The sequence below is a fragment of the Bradyrhizobium sp. USDA 10063 genome, from assembly GCF_054063735.1.
The window spans coordinates 1,498,984-1,515,360 of the sequence record NZ_JBSSGP010000002.1 but is presented as its reverse complement, the minus strand read 5'-3'; the positions used below and the strand labels follow the sequence as shown (position 1 = coordinate 1,515,360).

At 61.0% G+C, this 16,377-nt stretch carries 25 protein-coding genes; 23 read left to right on the top strand and 2 right to left on the bottom strand.

The features are described from left to right. Nucleotides 1-5 precede the first annotated feature (5 nt). The 11 genes from ACVJGD_RS09240 to ACVJGD_RS09190 all read left to right on the top strand — a co-directional run bounded on the left by ACVJGD_RS09240 (nucleotide 6) and on the right by ACVJGD_RS09190 (nucleotide 8,189). A complete protein-coding gene (locus ACVJGD_RS09240) occupies nucleotides 6-422 on the top strand; it encodes a hypothetical protein (RefSeq protein ID WP_456634063.1) in 417 nt (138 codons plus the stop codon). Nucleotides 423-438: 16 nt separating this feature from the next. Then, a complete protein-coding gene (locus ACVJGD_RS09235; protein ID WP_456634062.1) occupies nucleotides 439-1,293 on the top strand; it encodes an ATP-binding protein in 855 nt (284 codons plus the stop codon). A gap of 20 nt (nucleotides 1,294-1,313) precedes the next feature. Then, the gene (locus ACVJGD_RS09230; protein ID WP_456634061.1) at nucleotides 1,314-1,913 is read left to right on the top strand and encodes a hypothetical protein; all 600 of its coding nucleotides are present in this window, start codon (nucleotides 1,314-1,316) and stop codon (nucleotides 1,911-1,913) included. 3 nt (nucleotides 1,914-1,916) lie between these two features. Next, nucleotides 1,917-2,465 (top strand): hypothetical protein, encoded by a 549-nt coding sequence (locus ACVJGD_RS09225; protein ID WP_456634060.1) that lies wholly within the window; start codon nucleotides 1,917-1,919, stop codon nucleotides 2,463-2,465. A 12-nt stretch (nucleotides 2,466-2,477) separates the two neighbouring features. Next, the gene (locus ACVJGD_RS09220; protein WP_456634059.1) at nucleotides 2,478-3,206 is read left to right on the top strand and encodes a hypothetical protein; all 729 of its coding nucleotides are present in this window, start codon (nucleotides 2,478-2,480) and stop codon (nucleotides 3,204-3,206) included. Further along, nucleotides 3,203-3,694, top strand: a complete 492-nt coding sequence (locus tag ACVJGD_RS09215; protein ID WP_456634058.1) for a hypothetical protein — start codon at nucleotides 3,203-3,205, stop codon at nucleotides 3,692-3,694. Before ACVJGD_RS09220 ends, ACVJGD_RS09215 begins: the two co-directional genes overlap by 4 nt. A 12-nt stretch (nucleotides 3,695-3,706) precedes the next feature. Further along, nucleotides 3,707-5,794: a VapE domain-containing protein gene (locus ACVJGD_RS09210; RefSeq protein WP_456634057.1), complete on the top strand. Its 2,088-nt coding sequence runs from the start codon at nucleotides 3,707-3,709 to the stop codon at nucleotides 5,792-5,794. 306 nt (nucleotides 5,795-6,100) lie between these two features. Further along, entirely contained in the window at nucleotides 6,101-6,832 is a 732-nt protein-coding gene (locus tag ACVJGD_RS09205) for a VWA domain-containing protein (protein ID WP_456634056.1), read from the top strand. Between the two features lie 20 nt (nucleotides 6,833-6,852). Further along, complete coding sequence (locus ACVJGD_RS09200) at nucleotides 6,853-7,128, top strand: hypothetical protein (RefSeq protein WP_456634055.1); 276 nt, start codon at nucleotides 6,853-6,855, stop codon at nucleotides 7,126-7,128. Between the two features lie 107 nt (nucleotides 7,129-7,235). After that, on the top strand, nucleotides 7,236-7,724 hold the full coding sequence (locus ACVJGD_RS09195; protein ID WP_456634054.1) for a hypothetical protein: 489 nt from the start codon (nucleotides 7,236-7,238) through the stop codon (nucleotides 7,722-7,724). Between the two features lie 126 nt (nucleotides 7,725-7,850). Next, on the top strand, nucleotides 7,851-8,189 hold the full coding sequence (locus ACVJGD_RS09190) for a hypothetical protein (RefSeq protein WP_456634053.1): 339 nt from the start codon (nucleotides 7,851-7,853) through the stop codon (nucleotides 8,187-8,189). 182 nt (nucleotides 8,190-8,371) lie between these two features. Here ACVJGD_RS09190 and ACVJGD_RS09185 read toward each other — a convergent pair whose 3' ends face one another. Beyond that, a complete protein-coding gene (locus ACVJGD_RS09185) occupies nucleotides 8,372-8,890 on the bottom strand; it encodes a hypothetical protein (RefSeq protein WP_456634052.1) in 519 nt (172 codons plus the stop codon). 183 nt (nucleotides 8,891-9,073) lie between these two features. Here ACVJGD_RS09185 and ACVJGD_RS09180 point away from each other — a divergent pair, with 183 nt between their 5' ends. From ACVJGD_RS09180 to ACVJGD_RS09155, 6 genes are all read left to right on the top strand, one after another. Further along, entirely contained in the window at nucleotides 9,074-9,583 is a 510-nt protein-coding gene (locus ACVJGD_RS09180; RefSeq protein WP_456634051.1) for an antirestriction protein ArdA, read from the top strand. A gap of 90 nt (nucleotides 9,584-9,673) precedes the next feature. Beyond that, nucleotides 9,674-10,189 carry a hypothetical protein gene (locus tag ACVJGD_RS09175; protein ID WP_456634050.1) on the top strand — a complete coding sequence of 172 codons (516 nt, stop codon included), beginning with the start codon at nucleotides 9,674-9,676 and terminating at the stop codon, nucleotides 10,187-10,189. A gap of 156 nt (nucleotides 10,190-10,345) precedes the next feature. Continuing rightward, on the top strand, nucleotides 10,346-10,732 hold the full coding sequence (locus ACVJGD_RS09170) for a hypothetical protein (protein WP_456634049.1): 387 nt from the start codon (nucleotides 10,346-10,348) through the stop codon (nucleotides 10,730-10,732). 172 nt (nucleotides 10,733-10,904) lie between these two features. Beyond that, nucleotides 10,905-11,789 carry an ArdC family protein gene (locus ACVJGD_RS09165; RefSeq protein WP_456634048.1) on the top strand — a complete coding sequence of 295 codons (885 nt, stop codon included), beginning with the start codon at nucleotides 10,905-10,907 and terminating at the stop codon, nucleotides 11,787-11,789. 426 nt (nucleotides 11,790-12,215) lie between these two features. Further along, entirely contained in the window at nucleotides 12,216-12,644 is a 429-nt protein-coding gene (locus ACVJGD_RS09160; RefSeq protein WP_456634047.1) for a hypothetical protein, read from the top strand. A 273-nt stretch (nucleotides 12,645-12,917) separates the two neighbouring features. Next, nucleotides 12,918-13,265, top strand: coding sequence for a hypothetical protein (locus ACVJGD_RS09155; protein ID WP_456634046.1), 348 nt, complete (start codon nucleotides 12,918-12,920; stop codon nucleotides 13,263-13,265). Between the two features lie 80 nt (nucleotides 13,266-13,345). Here ACVJGD_RS09155 and ACVJGD_RS09150 read toward each other — a convergent pair whose 3' ends face one another. Next, on the bottom strand, nucleotides 13,346-13,804 hold the full coding sequence (locus ACVJGD_RS09150; protein WP_456634045.1) for a hypothetical protein: 459 nt from the start codon (nucleotides 13,802-13,804) through the stop codon (nucleotides 13,346-13,348). 59 nt (nucleotides 13,805-13,863) lie between these two features. Here ACVJGD_RS09150 and ACVJGD_RS09145 point away from each other — a divergent pair, with 59 nt between their 5' ends. Genes ACVJGD_RS09145 through ACVJGD_RS09120 form a run of 6 tightly spaced genes read left to right on the top strand, consistent with a single transcriptional unit; the run spans nucleotide 13,864 to nucleotide 16,367 of the window. Then, a complete protein-coding gene (locus ACVJGD_RS09145; RefSeq protein WP_456634044.1) occupies nucleotides 13,864-14,061 on the top strand; it encodes a hypothetical protein in 198 nt (65 codons plus the stop codon). Beyond that, on the top strand, nucleotides 14,058-14,360 hold the full coding sequence (locus ACVJGD_RS09140; RefSeq protein ID WP_456634043.1) for a hypothetical protein: 303 nt from the start codon (nucleotides 14,058-14,060) through the stop codon (nucleotides 14,358-14,360). Before ACVJGD_RS09145 ends, ACVJGD_RS09140 begins: the two co-directional genes overlap by 4 nt. Then, complete coding sequence (locus tag ACVJGD_RS09135) at nucleotides 14,357-15,766, top strand: PBSX family phage terminase large subunit (RefSeq protein ID WP_456634042.1); 1,410 nt, start codon at nucleotides 14,357-14,359, stop codon at nucleotides 15,764-15,766. Before ACVJGD_RS09140 ends, ACVJGD_RS09135 begins: the two co-directional genes overlap by 4 nt. A gap of 20 nt (nucleotides 15,767-15,786) precedes the next feature. Beyond that, entirely contained in the window at nucleotides 15,787-15,990 is a 204-nt protein-coding gene (locus ACVJGD_RS09130; RefSeq protein ID WP_456634041.1) for a hypothetical protein, read from the top strand. Nucleotides 15,991-16,020: 30 nt separating this feature from the next. Next, entirely contained in the window at nucleotides 16,021-16,185 is a 165-nt protein-coding gene (locus ACVJGD_RS09125; protein WP_456634040.1) for a hypothetical protein, read from the top strand. A gap of 23 nt (nucleotides 16,186-16,208) precedes the next feature. Next, nucleotides 16,209-16,367 carry a hypothetical protein gene (locus ACVJGD_RS09120; protein ID WP_456634039.1) on the top strand — a complete coding sequence of 53 codons (159 nt, stop codon included), beginning with the start codon at nucleotides 16,209-16,211 and terminating at the stop codon, nucleotides 16,365-16,367. Nucleotides 16,368-16,377 lie beyond the last annotated feature (10 nt).

Genomic DNA, 16,377 nt, shown 5'->3' with positions numbered 1-16,377 from the left:
CTGACATGAGCAAGGACCGCGCCGTCAAGATCCTGCAGTCCGACAAGGACGCGCCGATGAAGCCGTCGGCGCATGAGCAGAAGCGTAACGACCAGACGAAGCAGCTGCGGCGATACCACGCCTGGAAAAACAGCGAGGCCGAACTGCTGGCGCGCGGGCCATCGGGAGAACAATGGCGTGCGTTGCGATCGGTGTTGCGGCAGATGTCGATCGAGGAAACGGTTTATCTGCCGGACTATATCCGGCGGCAGACCTGGCTGCTGGAAGCCGACGAGCTGGTGCGCGCGGCTGTACTGGACGTGATCGAAAACGCCCTCATTCGGCTGCGGATCCGTAACGGTTATGCGCCGATCGACGACGCGCTTCCGGGCGAGCCGCCGACCGCCTTCGAACGCATCCGTGACATCTTGCAAGTGACATAAACAGGGGAGAGGCGCAGTGCAACGAAGGCTGAAGATCATTACGGCCGAGGAACGGATGGCGCAGGACAAGGGGATCAAGGCCCTCGTCGTCGGTCCCGCCGGCATCGGCAAGACCACGTTGCTGCGGACGCTGGATCCGAAGACGACACTGTTCATCGATCTCGAAGCCGGCGATCTCGCCGTGCGGGATCTCAACGTCGACACCTTCCAGCCGCGCACCTGGGAAGAATGCCGCGATCTCGCCTGTTATCTGAGCGGCCCGAATCCGGCATTGCCGCCGACCGCCTGCTACAGCCAAGCCCACTATGACGCCATGGTCGAGACCATGGGCGCGGCCGACGCGATCGGGAAGTATGCGACCTACTTCGTGGACTCGATCACGGTCGCCGGCCGGCTCTGCTTCAAGTGGTGCGAGCAGCAGCCCGAGAGTTTCAACGATCGCGGCAAGAAGGACGTGCGCGGCACCTACGGGCTCATGGGGCGCGAGATGATCTCGTGGTTGACCCATTTGCAGCACGCGCGCGACAAGAACGTGATTTTCGTCGGCATTTTGGAAAACGTCCGCGACGATTTCAACATCACCTCGTGGGAACTGCAGATCGACGGCTCGAAGACCGGCAAGGAACTGCCGGGCATCGTCGATGAGATCGTCACCATGCAGTTCGTCGATTTCGGCGACGGTCAGCAGGTTCGCGCGCTCATCTGCACGCAGCCCAATCCCTGGAAATATCCGGCCAAGGATCGCAGCGGCAAGCTCGACCAGATCGAGGAGCCGCACCTTGGCAGGCTGATGGCCAAGATCGGCGCGAGCAGCCCGCGGCATCGGGTCGATCACAGCCTTCCGCCAACCACCTCAACCGAAGCAGCCTAAGCAAACCGAGGAGACAAGCCATGCCTATCGATCTCAATGGAGCCGACACCCAGCGCGAAATGGGCGTCATCGACGACGGCACCATCGCCGTCGTGCAGATGAATGTCCGTCCCGGCCATGCCGGCGAAGGGGGCTGGTTGAAGCGCTCGCAGAGTGGCGAGTGCGAGATGCTCGACTGCGAGTTCACCGTGGTCCAGGGGCCGTTCGCCAAGCGCAAGTTCTGGAACTCGTTCGTGCTGGTGGGCGTGAGCGAGGGGCACCAGAAGGCGGCGGAGATCTCGATGTCGCGGTTGCGCGCGATCCGCGAAAGCGCATTCGGTATCCGTCCCGACGATATGAGCGACGAAGCCCAGGCGGTGCGTCGTTTTGACAATTGGGGCGCGTTCGACGGCATCCGCTTCATTGCCAAGATCGGCATCGAAAAGGCGCAGCCGGGATCGGGCTACAAGGACAAGAATGTCCTCGACGCGGCGATCACGCCGGATCGCGCGGCCTGGACCAAGGTCGAGCAAACGCTGAAGACCGCGACTGCGGTCGCGACGGTCGGGTCGACCTTGGGCGGCGCGCAGGCGGCGCCGACCCAGAGCACTATGCAAAAACCGAAGTGGGCGAGCGGCTAGACCATGGTCACGCCGATACAAAAGCTGCGCGACGTCGATGCGGAATGGATGGCGAAAGCAACCCGTTCCGCGATCGACGCGGCGCGTGCGGTGATCTCGGAGCACGGCATCAAGCCCCGCGCCATGGTGTCGTCGCTCTCGGACTTGGAATGGGGCTGGATCTGCTGTGCGGCGATCTTTGCCTGGATCAAGACCAAGTCGCAACAGGCCGTGGCGGAAGGCGTCGGCTACGACCAGGCGATCCGATTCATGCCCGACTATTTTCCGCAGCCGTGGGATGCCGGCGCGGTGGAGTCGATCCTGCCGGCGCTCGCCGAACTCAAGGGAGTGCCGTGGGACAAGCCGATCGGCGAATGGTCGAAAGAGCAAGTAATCCGTTTCACGTGGAACGTGCACTATTTGATCGACGGCGCAATCGCGCGCCGCGAGGAGGGCGCGGAGGGCAAGATCACGCAGGGATCCCAGGCGCGCACCGAGCGCGAACTGAGCGCGCGGAATGGCGGGCCGCTGATGTCGCGCGTCGAATTGAACGATGACGACGTGCCGTTCTGAGAGGATCGCGTGATGGGCATGATCGATCTCAATCCGCCGATCTCCAGCAAGCTCAACAGCGAGCTCAACGCCGTGCTGGATGCGGCGGAGCTGATCCGCGAGCGCGAGCAACAGCGGAATTATCTCGGCGCGTCGGCGATCGGTTCAGAGTGTCTGCGCAAAATCCAGTTCGACTGGATGCGCGATTCCGTTTTCCCGGCGCGCACGCGGCGGATTTTTGACAGGGGGCATGCCTCGGAGGAGAAGATCGCGGCGTCGTTTGTGGGGGCCGGCTTTCGCATGGAGCGCGGCACGCCGCGATGCGAGTTCTCGTCCGCCGACGGCATGTTCAGGGGGCATTGCGACGGCATTATCCTGGACGGTCCCAGGATCTTCGGCCTGAAATATCCGTGTCTCTGGGAGAACAAGTGTCTCGGATCCACGGGTTGGAAGAAAATCGAAAAGTACGGGCTGCGCGCGGCCTATCCGGTCTATTACGACCAATGTCAGATCTATATGGCCTATCTCGGCCTCGACGAACACCCGGCGCTGTTCACCGCCGAGAATGCCGACACCTGTCATCTCTTGCCGCTGACCGTGGAGTTCGACGTCGAGGCGGCGCAGGCCGCGTCCGACCGGGCCGCCGCGGTGATCCGCGCCACGCGGGTTGGCGAACTGCTGCCGCGCATCACCGAGAAGGGGCCGGACGATTGGCGCTGCAAGATGTGTTCGCACCGCGTGTTCTGCTGGGAGCAAACATGACGGAGGACCGGCTCGCCAAGATCGTACCGAGAGTCACGCAGCTGTTGCTGGTGGCGCTGAGTTCCGGCGCGACCGAAGGCGAGCGCGTGAACGCGATCAATGCGATGCGGCGGCAGCTGGAGAGCGCCGGTTGCGACAGTCACGAGCTGGTCGAGCGGATCAAGGCGCCGCCGCTTGGTGAAGAAGAGATGCAGAGGATCTTCGATGCGGGTGTCGCGCATGGACGTGCCGACGAGATCGAGAACGCGCGTCGGAACGCGGTCACGATCGTCCCAGCCTCGACGCCCGGCGACGTCGGCGCCGGTGTCAATGGTTACACCTGGCTGGAGATCGTCCAGCACTTCCAGCGCAACGTCCATCGTCTCAACGACTGGGAGCGGGACTTCACCGCAGATGTCGGCCGCATGCTTCGTTACCGGCCGCCGTCGCCGAAACAGGCGGCCAAGATCCACGACATTTTCCATAAGAAGTTCGGCGAGCGGATCTAAGGAGGCCGGACGATGGGGAAGTTCACCAGCCTGCCACCCGCACTACAGCCCTACGCCACCAAACCGATCTGGGTGATCTGGAAGATGGAAACGCGGCGGGCCAAAAACGGCACGGTGAAGTCCACCAAGGTCCCGTATTGCGCCACCAGGCCCAGGCGCAAGGCTGCATCCGATGACCCCTCGACCTGGGCGTCGTTCGACGCGGCGCTGACCGCGTTCAATGCCGGCTACGGCGACGGTATCGGTCTGGCGCTGCGCGACACCGATCTCGGCGTGTTCGACGTCGACCATTGCCGCGATCCCCAGACCGGCGAATTGTTGCCTGATGCGCGCATCCTGGTGAATCAGGCCGCGAGCTACACGGAAATCACGCCTTCCGATTCCGGCCTGCGGATCATTACCAAGGCAACCGGCCCAAAGGTGCACCGGCGCCAAGCCATCCCCAACGCCAATGGCATGGTGATTGAAACCTACCGTCGCTGCGAACGCTACATCACCATCACCGGCGATGCATTGCCCGGCGTGCCCGACCAGATCGTCAACGGCGATATATTGTTGGATCAGACGGTGGCGCGGCTGGATGCGTTGAAGCTGCAGGCCAAGCAGGCGCAAGGGCAACAGACTCCGGGATCGAGCCAAGCCAAGGCAAAGAAGCCGAGGGCCGGCAAATCCGGTGGCAAGGCCAGCAGCAAGCTCGATCTCGACGACATCATCAAGAATGGTGAAGGCGGTCGCTTCAACAACGACAAGTCCGCCGCGGTCTGGTGGGTGATCCACGAGCTGATCCGGCGCAACATTCCCGACAGCGACATCCTCGCCATCCTGCTCGATCAAACCAACCGGATCTCCGAGCATATCTACAACCAGCCCGATCCGCAGGCCGCGGCGCAGCGCCAGATCGCCAAGGCGCACGCCGCCAGGGCCTCGGACTGGCGCACGCGCACCATCGACGGCAAAGCCCTGATCGCCGGCAACGTCACCAACGTGCTGCTGGCGCTGCGCGAGGACCCCCAGCTGCGCGATGCGCTCGGCTACGACCAGATGCTGTGCATGCCGGTGCTGCGCAAGCCGCTGTTGATCCATGATCCCAACTTTGAGCCGCGACCGTTAATTGACGCCGACACCATCAGTGTTCTGGAATATCTGCAACGCAACGGCATGGGCACGGTCGGCAAGGACACCGTTTGGAACGCCATCGAGAAGCGGATTCGCGAATGCGAGTTTCATCCCGTGCGCGACTATCTGGGCGGCCTGCAATGGGATGGCGTCGCGCGGCTGGGCACCTGGATGCCGGTCTATCTTGGCTCTCCCGACACCGAATATAGCCGCGGCATCGGCCGCATGTTCCCGATCTCGATGGTGGCGCGGATCTTCTCGCCGGGGTGCAAGGCCGACCACATGCTGATCCTCGAAGGCCTGCAGGGACGGATGAAATCCACCGCCTGCGCGGTCCTGGCCGACAAATGGTTCTCGGACAACCTGCCCGACATCACGCATGGCAAGGATGCCTCGCAGCATCTGCGCGGCAAATGGCTGGTCGAGATTGCCGAATTGCACGCGCTGAACCGCGCCGAGGTGACGCTGCTCAAGAGCTTCATCAGCCGGCAGTCCGAACGCTATCGCCCGTCCTACGGACGGCTGGACGTGATCGAGCCGCGGCAATGCGTGTTCATCGGCACCACCAACAAGGACACTTACCTCCGGGATGAGACCGGCGGGCGGCGGTTCTGGCCGGAAAAGGTCGGCATCATCAGGATCGACGAGCTGAGGCGGGACCGTGACCAGCTGTTCGCCGAGGCGGTGGTTGCCTTCAAGGCCGGCGAACAATGGTGGCCGACGGCCAAGTTCGAGGAGGACTACGCCCGCGTCCAGCAGGCGGAACGCTATGAGCCGGATCCGTGGGAAGAGCCGATCGCAGCCTGGCTGCGCGGACAGGCACCCCCGACGACAGTGCTGCAGGTCGCCACCAGCGCGCTGGGCTTCATCCATAACCGACTGGGCGGCGGCGAGGCGCGCCGTATCGCCAACATCATGATCCAGTTGGGCTGGTACCGGGCCAAACGCGGCCCCAACGGCGAACGCTACTGGAGGAACGATTGACACTACCGACACTGAGGCGTGGCGCGAGCCGGTTTTGTGTCAGTTCGCACCGGTTGAAACGAAAGGGCTTCTGACGTGCTGACAGGTACTGACAGTAAATCTCTAATAGAGGGTTGGGGAAATAAGCAGAGAGGTAATGGCACCGCACGCACGCACGTGTGCGCGCACGTAGGCGCGCGCGTACCCCCGTGTATATGGCTGACGGCGTTTTGCTGTCAGAACTGTCAGAAAAAGGTATCAGGGTGTAGGAATATGACCATTTCGGAGGTGAAAAGGCGGTTTTGCGGCTCATCCTGAGGGAGCGAGGTGCTGACGCTACTGACGGTGGTTACCGCAAAGAATAGCTGTTTTTGGGAGGTGAAAGTGAGTGATCAGGCTGTTTCGCGCGTCGACAAATTCCTCGCCAGCGCGACCAAGAAGCCGGCGTTCCAACGCGGCAATCTGATCTTCGCGCTCGATGCCACCGCGAGCCGGGAAAAGACCTGGGACAGTGCGGTCCAGCTGCAGGCCGGGATGTTTCGCGAGGCGGCGACGATCGGCGCGTTGAATGTCCAGCTGGTGTTCTATCGCGGCATGGACGGCTTCAACGGCGAGTGCAAGGCGTCGCAGTGGGTCAGCGATCCGATGATGCTGGCGAAGTTCATGGCACCGATCCGGTGCGAGGCCGGCGAAACCCAGATCGCCAAGGTGCTGAACCACGCCTTGAGTGAAGCACAACAGCGCAAGATCGGCGCCTTGGTATTCATCGGAGACGCCTGCGAGGAAGATCCCGAACAGATTATGGGGCCGGCTCGGAAGCTCGGCCAGCTTGGGGTGCCGGTGTTCCTGTTTCAGGAAGGCCGCAACCCCGTCGCCGAAACATACTTTCAGGACATCGCCAAAATCACCCGTGGCGCCTGGCATCGCTTCGACCACGACAGCGCCGCTCTGCTTGGCGAGCTGCTGCGCGCCGTTGCGGCGTTCGCCGTCGGCGGTGTCACGGCGCTGGAGAAGCAGGGCTCGGGTGCGGCGAGGCTGTTGTTGGGACAGCTTCGCTGAGAACTTTTTGGGAGGTAAGGGTGCCAACCAATCGCAAACCGCCGGACGAGCTCGCCGACGTCCGGGAGCGGATCCGGGAGCTCAAGGCGCGTGAGGACGAGCTGCGGGACATGCTGATCGCGGGCGCGTGCGACCCGATCGGCGACGACTATGCGGCGACGATTTCGAAGGTGAAGTCGGAACGGATCGACAGCACCAAGCTCCGGAAGGAGCTCGGCCTGCAATTCTTGCGGCCGTACCTGGTGCCGTCAGAGAGCACGGTGGTCAAGGTCGAGAGGATGAAAGGGGAAGGGTGATGTCACGTCGTAAGCGCCTGGTCAGGCGCGAACCCAATGGTCGGCCGCAACGGGTGAATCTGTACCGGGAGCTGCAATTGCCGCCACCGACAGAGACCAAGCGGCTGATGGAAATGTCGATCGCCGGCATGCGGGCGGCGGAATGGGGCACTATGCTCGGCCGGCTGTATCTGTCCGGGCGGATCACCGAAACCCAGTACGCTGCGGGCAAGCGTTGGAGCAGATTGGTCGCGGAGTATGCGCAAGCCTGTCAGGCGCCGCGGATGCCGCAGTCGGCCAAGCTCGAACCCGCGGGCGGCAACGTCGCCGATCCGGACAGCCTGAAAGGGATCAAGGAAGCTCGCCGGCATGCGCGCGTGATCGAGAGCTACGAGAATAGTGCCGAGGTGCTCAACCGCACTGGTCGCGCGCCCGCGCGCGTTGTCGCTGCGGTCTGCGAACAGGATCTGGCGCCGGCTACGTTTGTTGAGGTCGACGCGCTGCGGATTGGACTGCAAACGCTGGCGGCATTCTGGACGGCAAACGGTCGGCGGTCGAAACCCAATATGCCGAAACCCAATGTGCCAAAACCCGGTGTGCTGAAACCTAGCGTATAAGGATGATGCCGAAACCCAAGGCAAAAACCCAAAGCAAAAACCCAAGGCAAAACCCAGTGCCGAAACCCATAGGGCAAAACCCAGCGTGATCGAGATCCTGGCGCAGATCCGCAGCGCGCGAATTTCGTGGCCGGCATCGTGTTGCACGACGATGTCGTGGTCGAAACCGCGCCGATCGTGCGTTTCATGCGGCGCTGGTCGCGCGATCGGGTCCGGGAGTATTGCCGGAAGTATGGCTGGGACATCAGCGTCGTCAGCCGGCAGGAGAGGGCGCCGATCGCACAGGACGCGATTGCGCCTGTGATCGTGCAGCATGAGGAATCGTTCGAGGTGGTGCGGGCCGACGGCTCGATCGAGTTTATCTATTTCGACGAGAACGCCAGCCGGCGCGCCATCAATGGCCGGCTGTCAAAGCAGGCGGCGTTTGCCGGGGCGCAGCAATTGCTGCATGGTCGAAACCCATAGGGCCAAAACCCAAGACTGAAACCCGGTGCCGAAACCCAATGCAAAAAAAGCCCGCCGATATGGCGGGCTTTGTCAGAGCCGAAACCCATAGCCGAAATCCACCTACCTTACACCAAGGGCGAAACCCAAATGCACAAGCCCGCCGATTAGGGCGGGCTTATCGAGGCAGAAACCCAAAGGATTCAAGCTAACTCGCGGCGCTCGGCGGCCATTCGCTCGTAACCATCGCCATTGGGAACGCCGCGGCACATGCGGGCGGAATTCGACGGGCAAACCGAAACATCGAATTCCCAGGTCTGGCGCTTACCGTTGCGGCGAACGTGCAAATAGAGGATGTCAGCATGCAGGCCGGCCGCGGCAACATAGCCGTTGGTGTGGCCGTCGGGATAGAAAGAGAACGTGATTTCATCGCCCGCGCGCAATGTCTTGAGGATAGACGATACGGGCGCGCGTTGGCCGTGATAGATGCCAGCCATTGCGAAGCATTCGGCAACGCCGCGTTCCAAGGCATCGCGACCGCCTGTCGTTTCCATGGTCACCCACGCGTTTTCCAGGACGTATTCTTGATCCGTCTCGAATGCTTTGGCGTTCCAGCCTTTACGCTTGATCAAGCGGACAAGTCCCTTGGGATGACGTGAACCCAGGTGAATGCAGATATCGTCCGCCGCGCGAATAGCGGCAATGTCATTCTTAGTCAGCATGGAATTCCCTCGGTTGGTTTGCCTGCGGGCAATCCCGCGGCGTCATGGCGTTTGAGAGCTAGTACGTCATACGTACCACGTCGAGCGGGATGTTTCAAAAATATTTTGGTGTGTGGCTATTGACGCTAGTACGTATCACATATTAACTGCCATCGCAACACACACCATTATGGAAACAGACAAATGGATACCGCGAGAATCTACGTTGGCACCTATGCCAAATACAATTCCGGCTCGCTTAAAGGCGCGTGGCTGGATCTCGAGGACTACAGCGACCGCGACGCGTTCCTGGCGGCTTGTGCTGAATTGCACAAGGATGAGTCGGATCCGGAATTGATGTTTCAGGATTACGAGGGATTCCCCAGAGCCTTCTATTCCGAGAGCAGCGTTCCGGCGGAGCTCTGGGATTGGCTGGCGCTAGACGAGCATGACCGCGCATTGCTCGCGGCGTATCAGGACGGCGTCGACGAATCCGGGACCATAGAGCAGGCACGCGATGCGTTCGCAGGCAAGGCGGACAGCGAAGCGGATTGGGCCGAAGAATGGTTGGAAGAAACTGGCGGACTCGAAGGCGTTCCGGAACATCTGAAACGATACATTGATTATGCGGCGTATGCCCGGGACGCGCGGACAAGCGGCGATATCAGTTTCGTCCGTTACGAGGACGAATTGTGGGTGTTCTACAATCACTGAAGTAAGCCCGGCTTAGGTCCGGCTTTTTTTGGCTTAACAGTAGTATGCATAACGTACTAAGTACCAGTCCAGAAAACGAGGAAAGCAGCTATGAACTATCAACCCGAGAATCTGCAGCGCTGGACACTGCCCAAGTGCTATGTCGGCGCCGAGTGGAAGGACTACTTCTCGGCAGGCGTCGGGCACTCGCGTGACAGCGATAGCCTGGAACGTTCCAACTTCGAATGCATGTTGCATGCGTTGGGTGGAGAGAGTGAAACCGTTCGCGTAGTCCGCGAAGGGCATTGGGCGGTAGGGTGGGTGGAATGGATTGCCATCCATGAAACCGACGCCAAGGCGTTGCAAGCCGCCGATGAAATCAAGGGCGCGCTCGCGGACTATCCCGTAATTGATGAATCCCATTGGTCTGAGCTCGAATGGAACGAAGCCGCCGACTATTGGGATAGCCTTTCGCCGCGGGACAAGGTCCAGATGGCTATGGACGTTCGCAGCAAATATCACTGGCTGCAGAAAGAACCGGTTTGGCACTACGGGCGCCGTAGCTATGGCGATTTGCCCGATACCACGATTGGCCGCGCATTGGAGGAATACCTGCGCCAGATCTAAACAGCCAAAACCCTAGCCATTGCAAAAACCCTGCCCGAGTTGGCGGGGTTTTTCTTTTTGGTTGCTCTTGACGCTAGTACGTAGCACGTACTAGATAGCAGCTATATCAGCAAACGACGAAAGGTAAACCCAATGTACCGCTGCAGAGGAACCGAAATGTTTCGGTTCGAAACCGCTAACTTCATTGTTAGCGCGACAATCCGTCCCGATCACGACGTCGATATTTCATTCGATGAAACCGACGAAACCGCAAGCAAACTGGAGTCGGGCGAATGGCAGGCCTTTACGACAACAATCACCGTCATGATCGGCAGTGGAATTGAACTCGGATCCGATACCCTTTGCGGTTCGATCTATGCGGATCCGGCCGAATTCTTTTCCAGCCATCGCGACCCTAACCCGATGAATCGCAATTGTTCGATCATGCGAGCGGCTCAAGGCGACAAGCGTGTTATCTGCCATTACTTCCCGGACATGGTGCGGGAAGCAATCCGCAACGCACGCAAAACCCTGCACAATCTGCCGAAGGTTCGCGCGGCATAACGAAAGGACAGAAACCATTCCAAGCGATTGCCGAGTAAAAGCAAACCCGCCCAGTTGGCGGGTTTTTTCTTGCCCGAAAATTATTTCCGGTTTGCGTGTCCAGTTTGCTTGACGTAGTACGATATACGTACTAGATACCAGACATCAAGCAACGCAAACGAGAGTTTAGGAAATGGCAAACAAAGTTTACAGCGAAGTGACCGCGCGAATTCTCGCGGATCTTGAGAACGGCGCCGCGCCATGGGTTAAGCCATGGTCCGCAACGCCGGGCAAAAACATTCCGCACAATGCCGCAACCGGCCGGCCCTATAGCGGCGTCAATACCGTTCTGCTCTGGCTGTCGCATGGGCGGTTCGCTACGCCGCGGTTTCTCAGCTATAAGCAGGCCCAGGAACTCGGCGGCAACGTGCGCAAGGGCGAACACGGCTATCAGGTGGTTTTCGTCAAGCGCTGCATTGGCAAGCCGCGCGATGGCGAGGGCGAAACCGTCGATGGCAAGGCCTATACCGTGCTGCGCTACTATACTGTCTTCAACGTTGATCAGTGCGACGGGTTGCCGGACAAGATCACTTCGCCCGCGCCAGTCAAGCCGCGCAACTCGGATGAGCGTGACGCAACGATTGACGAATTCATTGCGGCCACTGGCGCCGACTATTCCGAAACCGGCGGAGATAAGGCGTTCTACTCGCCAGCTTTCGATCGCGTGCAAATGCCAACGTTCGAAAGCTTCAAATCGGCTGCCAGCTACTACGCTACGGCGTTTCATGAGCTCGGGCATTGGACCGGCAACGCCAAGCGACTGGCGCGGGAATTCGGCAAGCGGTTTGGTGATCGCGCCTATGCGGCGGAGGAATTGGTAGCGGAATTGACCGCGGCGTTTCTTTGCGCCGAGTTTTCGATCGATGGCGAGTTGCGCCATGCCGGTTATATCGGCAATTGGATTGCGCTGCTTAAGGATGACGCTAAGGCGTTCATGACGGCCGCGAGCGCAGCACAGAAAGCCGCCGACTATCTGCGGCAGGCGGTACTAGCCGCCGACATGCCGTTAGCCGCATGACAGTGCAAGAGATCTTGGCGCGGTTAGCCGTGCTAGAGGAAATGTTGCGGATCCTGGAACGCCGCAAGCCATCGAAAAAGCAAACCCGCCACTAGTTGGTGGGTTTTTTTTGTTTGGAAGGCTTGCGCAATGATCCGGCATTTGGACATGCCGGCTTGCGCGCCTATCGCCTGCCGAAACCGGCTTGACAGAGCAAAAAATTCATTGTCCGATAGGCAAGCTGACAATAACCCGCTTTCGAGCGGGTTTTTTGTTGCGCGCGAGTCGCGCTGTCGAGCTCACTGGTACGCGTGGCATCATAGCGTCGGGATGCTAGCGGCGGTTTGGTTTAGCGCGCTGCAGGGCCGTTTGTGCGGGATTGCGGGCAGGTTGGAATCGCAGATGACATGCCCTGAATCTTCCCGTGAATAGGATAAAAAATCTGGCATGCCTGTTCCCGACTCTCTTGAGTTGCCGCGGCTCACTAAGAGCAAGCCGACTCCTCCTGTCGGCCGTACCATCGGCACAATCAACCGCATAACCCGCGATCTAAAGCTAGGCATTATCGATGCAGCGACAGCCTACGGAAGCGATGGCCACGGCACAGGCGGATTGACCGGCTATCTGTTCTTCCTGGCTGGCAGCCATCCAAAGGCGTTTGCCAGCCTGCTCGGGAAGATGCTTCCGTTACAGGTTAACGGATCAATCCAATCTGTCGTCGGGCAAGTGAACATCGTTTCTATTCCGTCAGATCAGTATCTAACGAAGGAAGATGCGCGCAAGCTTGCGCCAGAGCCGCCGACAATCGAACATGAGCCGCAAGCCGCGGCGCCCGCGGAGTCGAGCTCGAACGAACCGGATCTAGACGCGGCGTAACGCACCAATCTTGTGCACCGCTTAAGCCTTTGATCGATCAACGTTCGCGCGCTGTTGAACAAGTTACAACTTCCGCAACAGCGAAACCGGCCGGGAAATCGGGCGCGGAAACAGCCGGTTATCAGGTGAAAACAGCCGAATATCGGGATAAATCACCCGATCGGAGTAAAATAATCCGATCTTTCAATGAATTAGAAGGGGGGAGGGGTTGTTCCACATCCGGCCCTCGATCTTTGACGGCGGCCCCCTCCATCGCACCTTCCGAAAATTCGAATGCTGCACCGCACCATAAACCCCATGATCCGTATCGAGCTCGGCGAGGAGACCGACCGCGCCAACCACAAGCGTCACGGCATCTGGCACTGGTGCTGTCCGCATCCGCCGCTGAGCGGCTATTCGCGCCAGCCTCTGCTTGACGCCTGCCGCGAGCTCCAGCGCATCGGCGTCGATAGCCGCGAACGCGTAGCGCTGTTTCGGCCAGGATGCGACCGGCCGGAGCTGAGCTGCACGGTGGCTGCCGGCGCCGGCACCACGGTGGATGAGGCCGGACCGCGGTTCAGGAAATTCGAGCCGTTCGATCCAAGGCTGCGGAATCGCGCCCGAGTTTTTTCTGAAATCTGAATGGTGCAAAGCAAAACGCCGCCCCGGGTGAGGGAGCGGCGTTGCTGGTGACAAACGGCGCGGCTTCGTTCGTCAGCATCCTACAGCAGGAGGTAGGCGAAGCGGCGGATCCCGATGCCGAACAGGAAGACGGTCAGCATCACGAAGAACCACGACGTCAACGGGAAGCGGAAGCAGAGCCAGACCACGACGCGCAGCAGCGCGACGATGAGGGTGACGGCGGCGATCAACGCCCAGATCGGCTGCGGCGCACCGTAGGCGTACAGCCCGGCCCACACCACCAGCCAACTGAACGGGCCGAGCACCGCGATGGTGATCCAGACCGCATCCCATTTGAAGCGGTAGGCGTAGGGCACCATGAACTTGGTGTAGTGGTTGGGGCCGCGATAGCGCGACATCGCCCAGCAGATGGCGACCACCAGCAGCGGCCAGAAGAACAGGCCGGCGACGCCGAGCGCGATGATCGTGAGCCAGGGCTTCAAACGCCTGAACCGGCTGGGTTCGGCGAAATCGTCGTCGTCTTCGTAATACGCGGCCATTCCCTGTTATGTCACACATACCGGTCGGTGTCTGTCCGTGGTTTTTCCGGGAATCTGTAATGGTGCTACGCAACACGCCCGACCAGCAACCCGCCTGGCGCCGGGTGATCCATGCCGCCGAGTGCGACGCCTACGGCAACTGCCCGGTGTGCGGCATCGACTATGCCGAGTGCGATTGCCCGGGGCCGAGCCAGGCCGACGAGTTCGAGTACCGCGTGCGCGACGGCGTGCTGTGGGCGCGGCGGTGGCTGCAATGAAGTTTCGCCCCGCGGACGATCCGCGCCAGACCCATGAGGGCGATCCACATCCGGGCGGTCCGGTGGAGTGGGAGGATAATCACCTCTCCAACACTTTCGCCTGGGCCAGCTACCGCCTGACACCGGGCTGGTGCCAGACCGAGGATCATTGGACCTCGCGGCTGACGCGATACCTGTTCACCGATTGCCCGTGCTGTCTGTTGTTTCGCGGCGTCGTCGTCGGCGTCGTCATCGGGCTCGCGCTGGCTAGCGCCATGGGCGTTGGCCTGGTGCTGGGCGTGCTGGTCGCCGCGGCATGAAGCCGAAGCCGAAGCCGAAGGCCAAGCAGGCCAAGCCCAAGGCTGGCCTCAAGACCAATACCTCCTGGCGACCGCAGAAGACCATGCCGGAGGATCTCGCCCCGATAGATCGCACGCCGCCACCGCAGGCGCCGTTAGTGATGCCGCCGCCGCCGCCGGACGAGCCGCCAAAGCGCCAGCTCAACGTCGCCTTTGGCGAGAAATTCCAGCGCACGCTGTTTGCGCCGGCCCGGCACAAGGCGATCTTCGGCGGGCGCGGCTCGGCCAAGAGCTGGAGCGTCGCGACCTATCTGCTGATCCAGTCGCTGCAGGCCCGCAAGCGCATCGTCTGCTGCCGCCAGTTTCAGAATTCGATCCGCGACTCTTCGAAGGAATTGATCGAGCGAAGGATCCGCGATCTCGAACTGAGCGCGCAGTTCAACGCCACCGACCGCACAATCGTCAACGAGAACACCAAGTCCGACTTCCTGTTCATGGGGTTGGAACGGAACATCGAAAGCATCCGCTCCCTCGAAGGCGCCGACATCGTCTGGATCGAGGAGGCCAGGACGATCAATGCGAAAAGCATGGAGATCCTGCTGCCGACGGTGCGCAAGGCCGGCTCGGAGCTGATCTGGACCTGGAATCCGGAATTGCCGGACGATCCGGTCGATATCTATTTCCGTGGTCCGCAAGGACCACCGCCGCGAAGCATCGTCACCTTCGTCGACTACCGCGACAACCCGTTCTTCCGCGACACCGAGCTCGTGAACGAGATGGAGGTGCTGAAAGCCGGCAACCTCGCCCGCTACAAGCACGTCTGGCTCGGCGAGTACGACACCAAGCACGAGAGCAAGGTGTTTCCGAACACCCGCACTGGCCGGATCGAGATCGACCCGGACCGAACACCGGCGCGCTACGGCCTCGATTTTGGCTTCGGCTCCGATCCGTCGTTCATTACCAAGGTCTTCATCAACGAGGACCGCAAGCAGATCTATATCGCCGCGGAGGCCTCCGGCCGGGTTGCGATGGACGACTTACCGAAGCTGATCCGCGGCGTGATCGAGAATGACCGCGATCTGATCAAGGCGGATAGCTCGCAGCCCGGCACGATCGAATTCCTCAAGCGTCGCGCTCTCAACGTCGTCGAAGCCAAGAAGGGGCCGGGCTCGGTCAAGAGCGGCATCAACTTCCTGCAGAGCTACGACATCGTCATCGATCCGTCCTGCGAGCAGATGCGGGAGGAGGCGCGGCTCTATTCCTGGCAGACCGACCGCCGCACCGGGCAGTCGCTGTCGGTGCCGGTCGACGCCAACAACCACGGTTGGGACTCGGTGCGTTACGCGCTGGAGGATTTCTCGCTCGACGGCGACGACCCCTCCAGCGACCCGCATGGCGGCGTCTTCAGGCTGTTTAAGTTCTGGTAGCAAAACGAGGACATCTCCAAATGGCCAAGCTGTCCGGTCGGAGCCGCAAGCGGCTGCCGACGAAGGCGTTCGCCATTCCTGGCAAGCGCAAATACCCGATCCACGATCGCGCGCACGCCGCCAATGCGCTGGCGCGGGTCAGTCAGCACGGCACGCCAAGCCAGAAGGCGCGGGTGAGGGCGGCGGTGTGTCGGCGCTATCCGTCATTGCCATCGTGCAAATAACCAACAGAGGAGCAGGCTAATGGGATGCGGATGCGGCAAATCGTTCAGACGGCATTCGGCGCCGGTAGGCAAGCAGCAACAGCGGCCGTCAACCATGGCGACGCCGCAGCGGATGCCGACGCAGCATCAGCCGACGCAGGCGCCGCAGCACATCGTGCAATCGGCCTCGCTGTCGTCACGGCGCGCGGCGGCTAGGCGCCAGGTCTAGGGAGACTGAAATGACCCTGTTCTGGCACCAGAGCGGTCCGCTCGTGAAATACGAAGATGGCATGCTTCGCGTGGAAGACCTCAACCCGGAGGTCAAAACACGGTGGTGCATGAGCCGCATCGAGATGCTGCGCCTGGGTTGGCGCTGCATTGTTGCGAGCCTCAGGTAGTTCCTTGCGC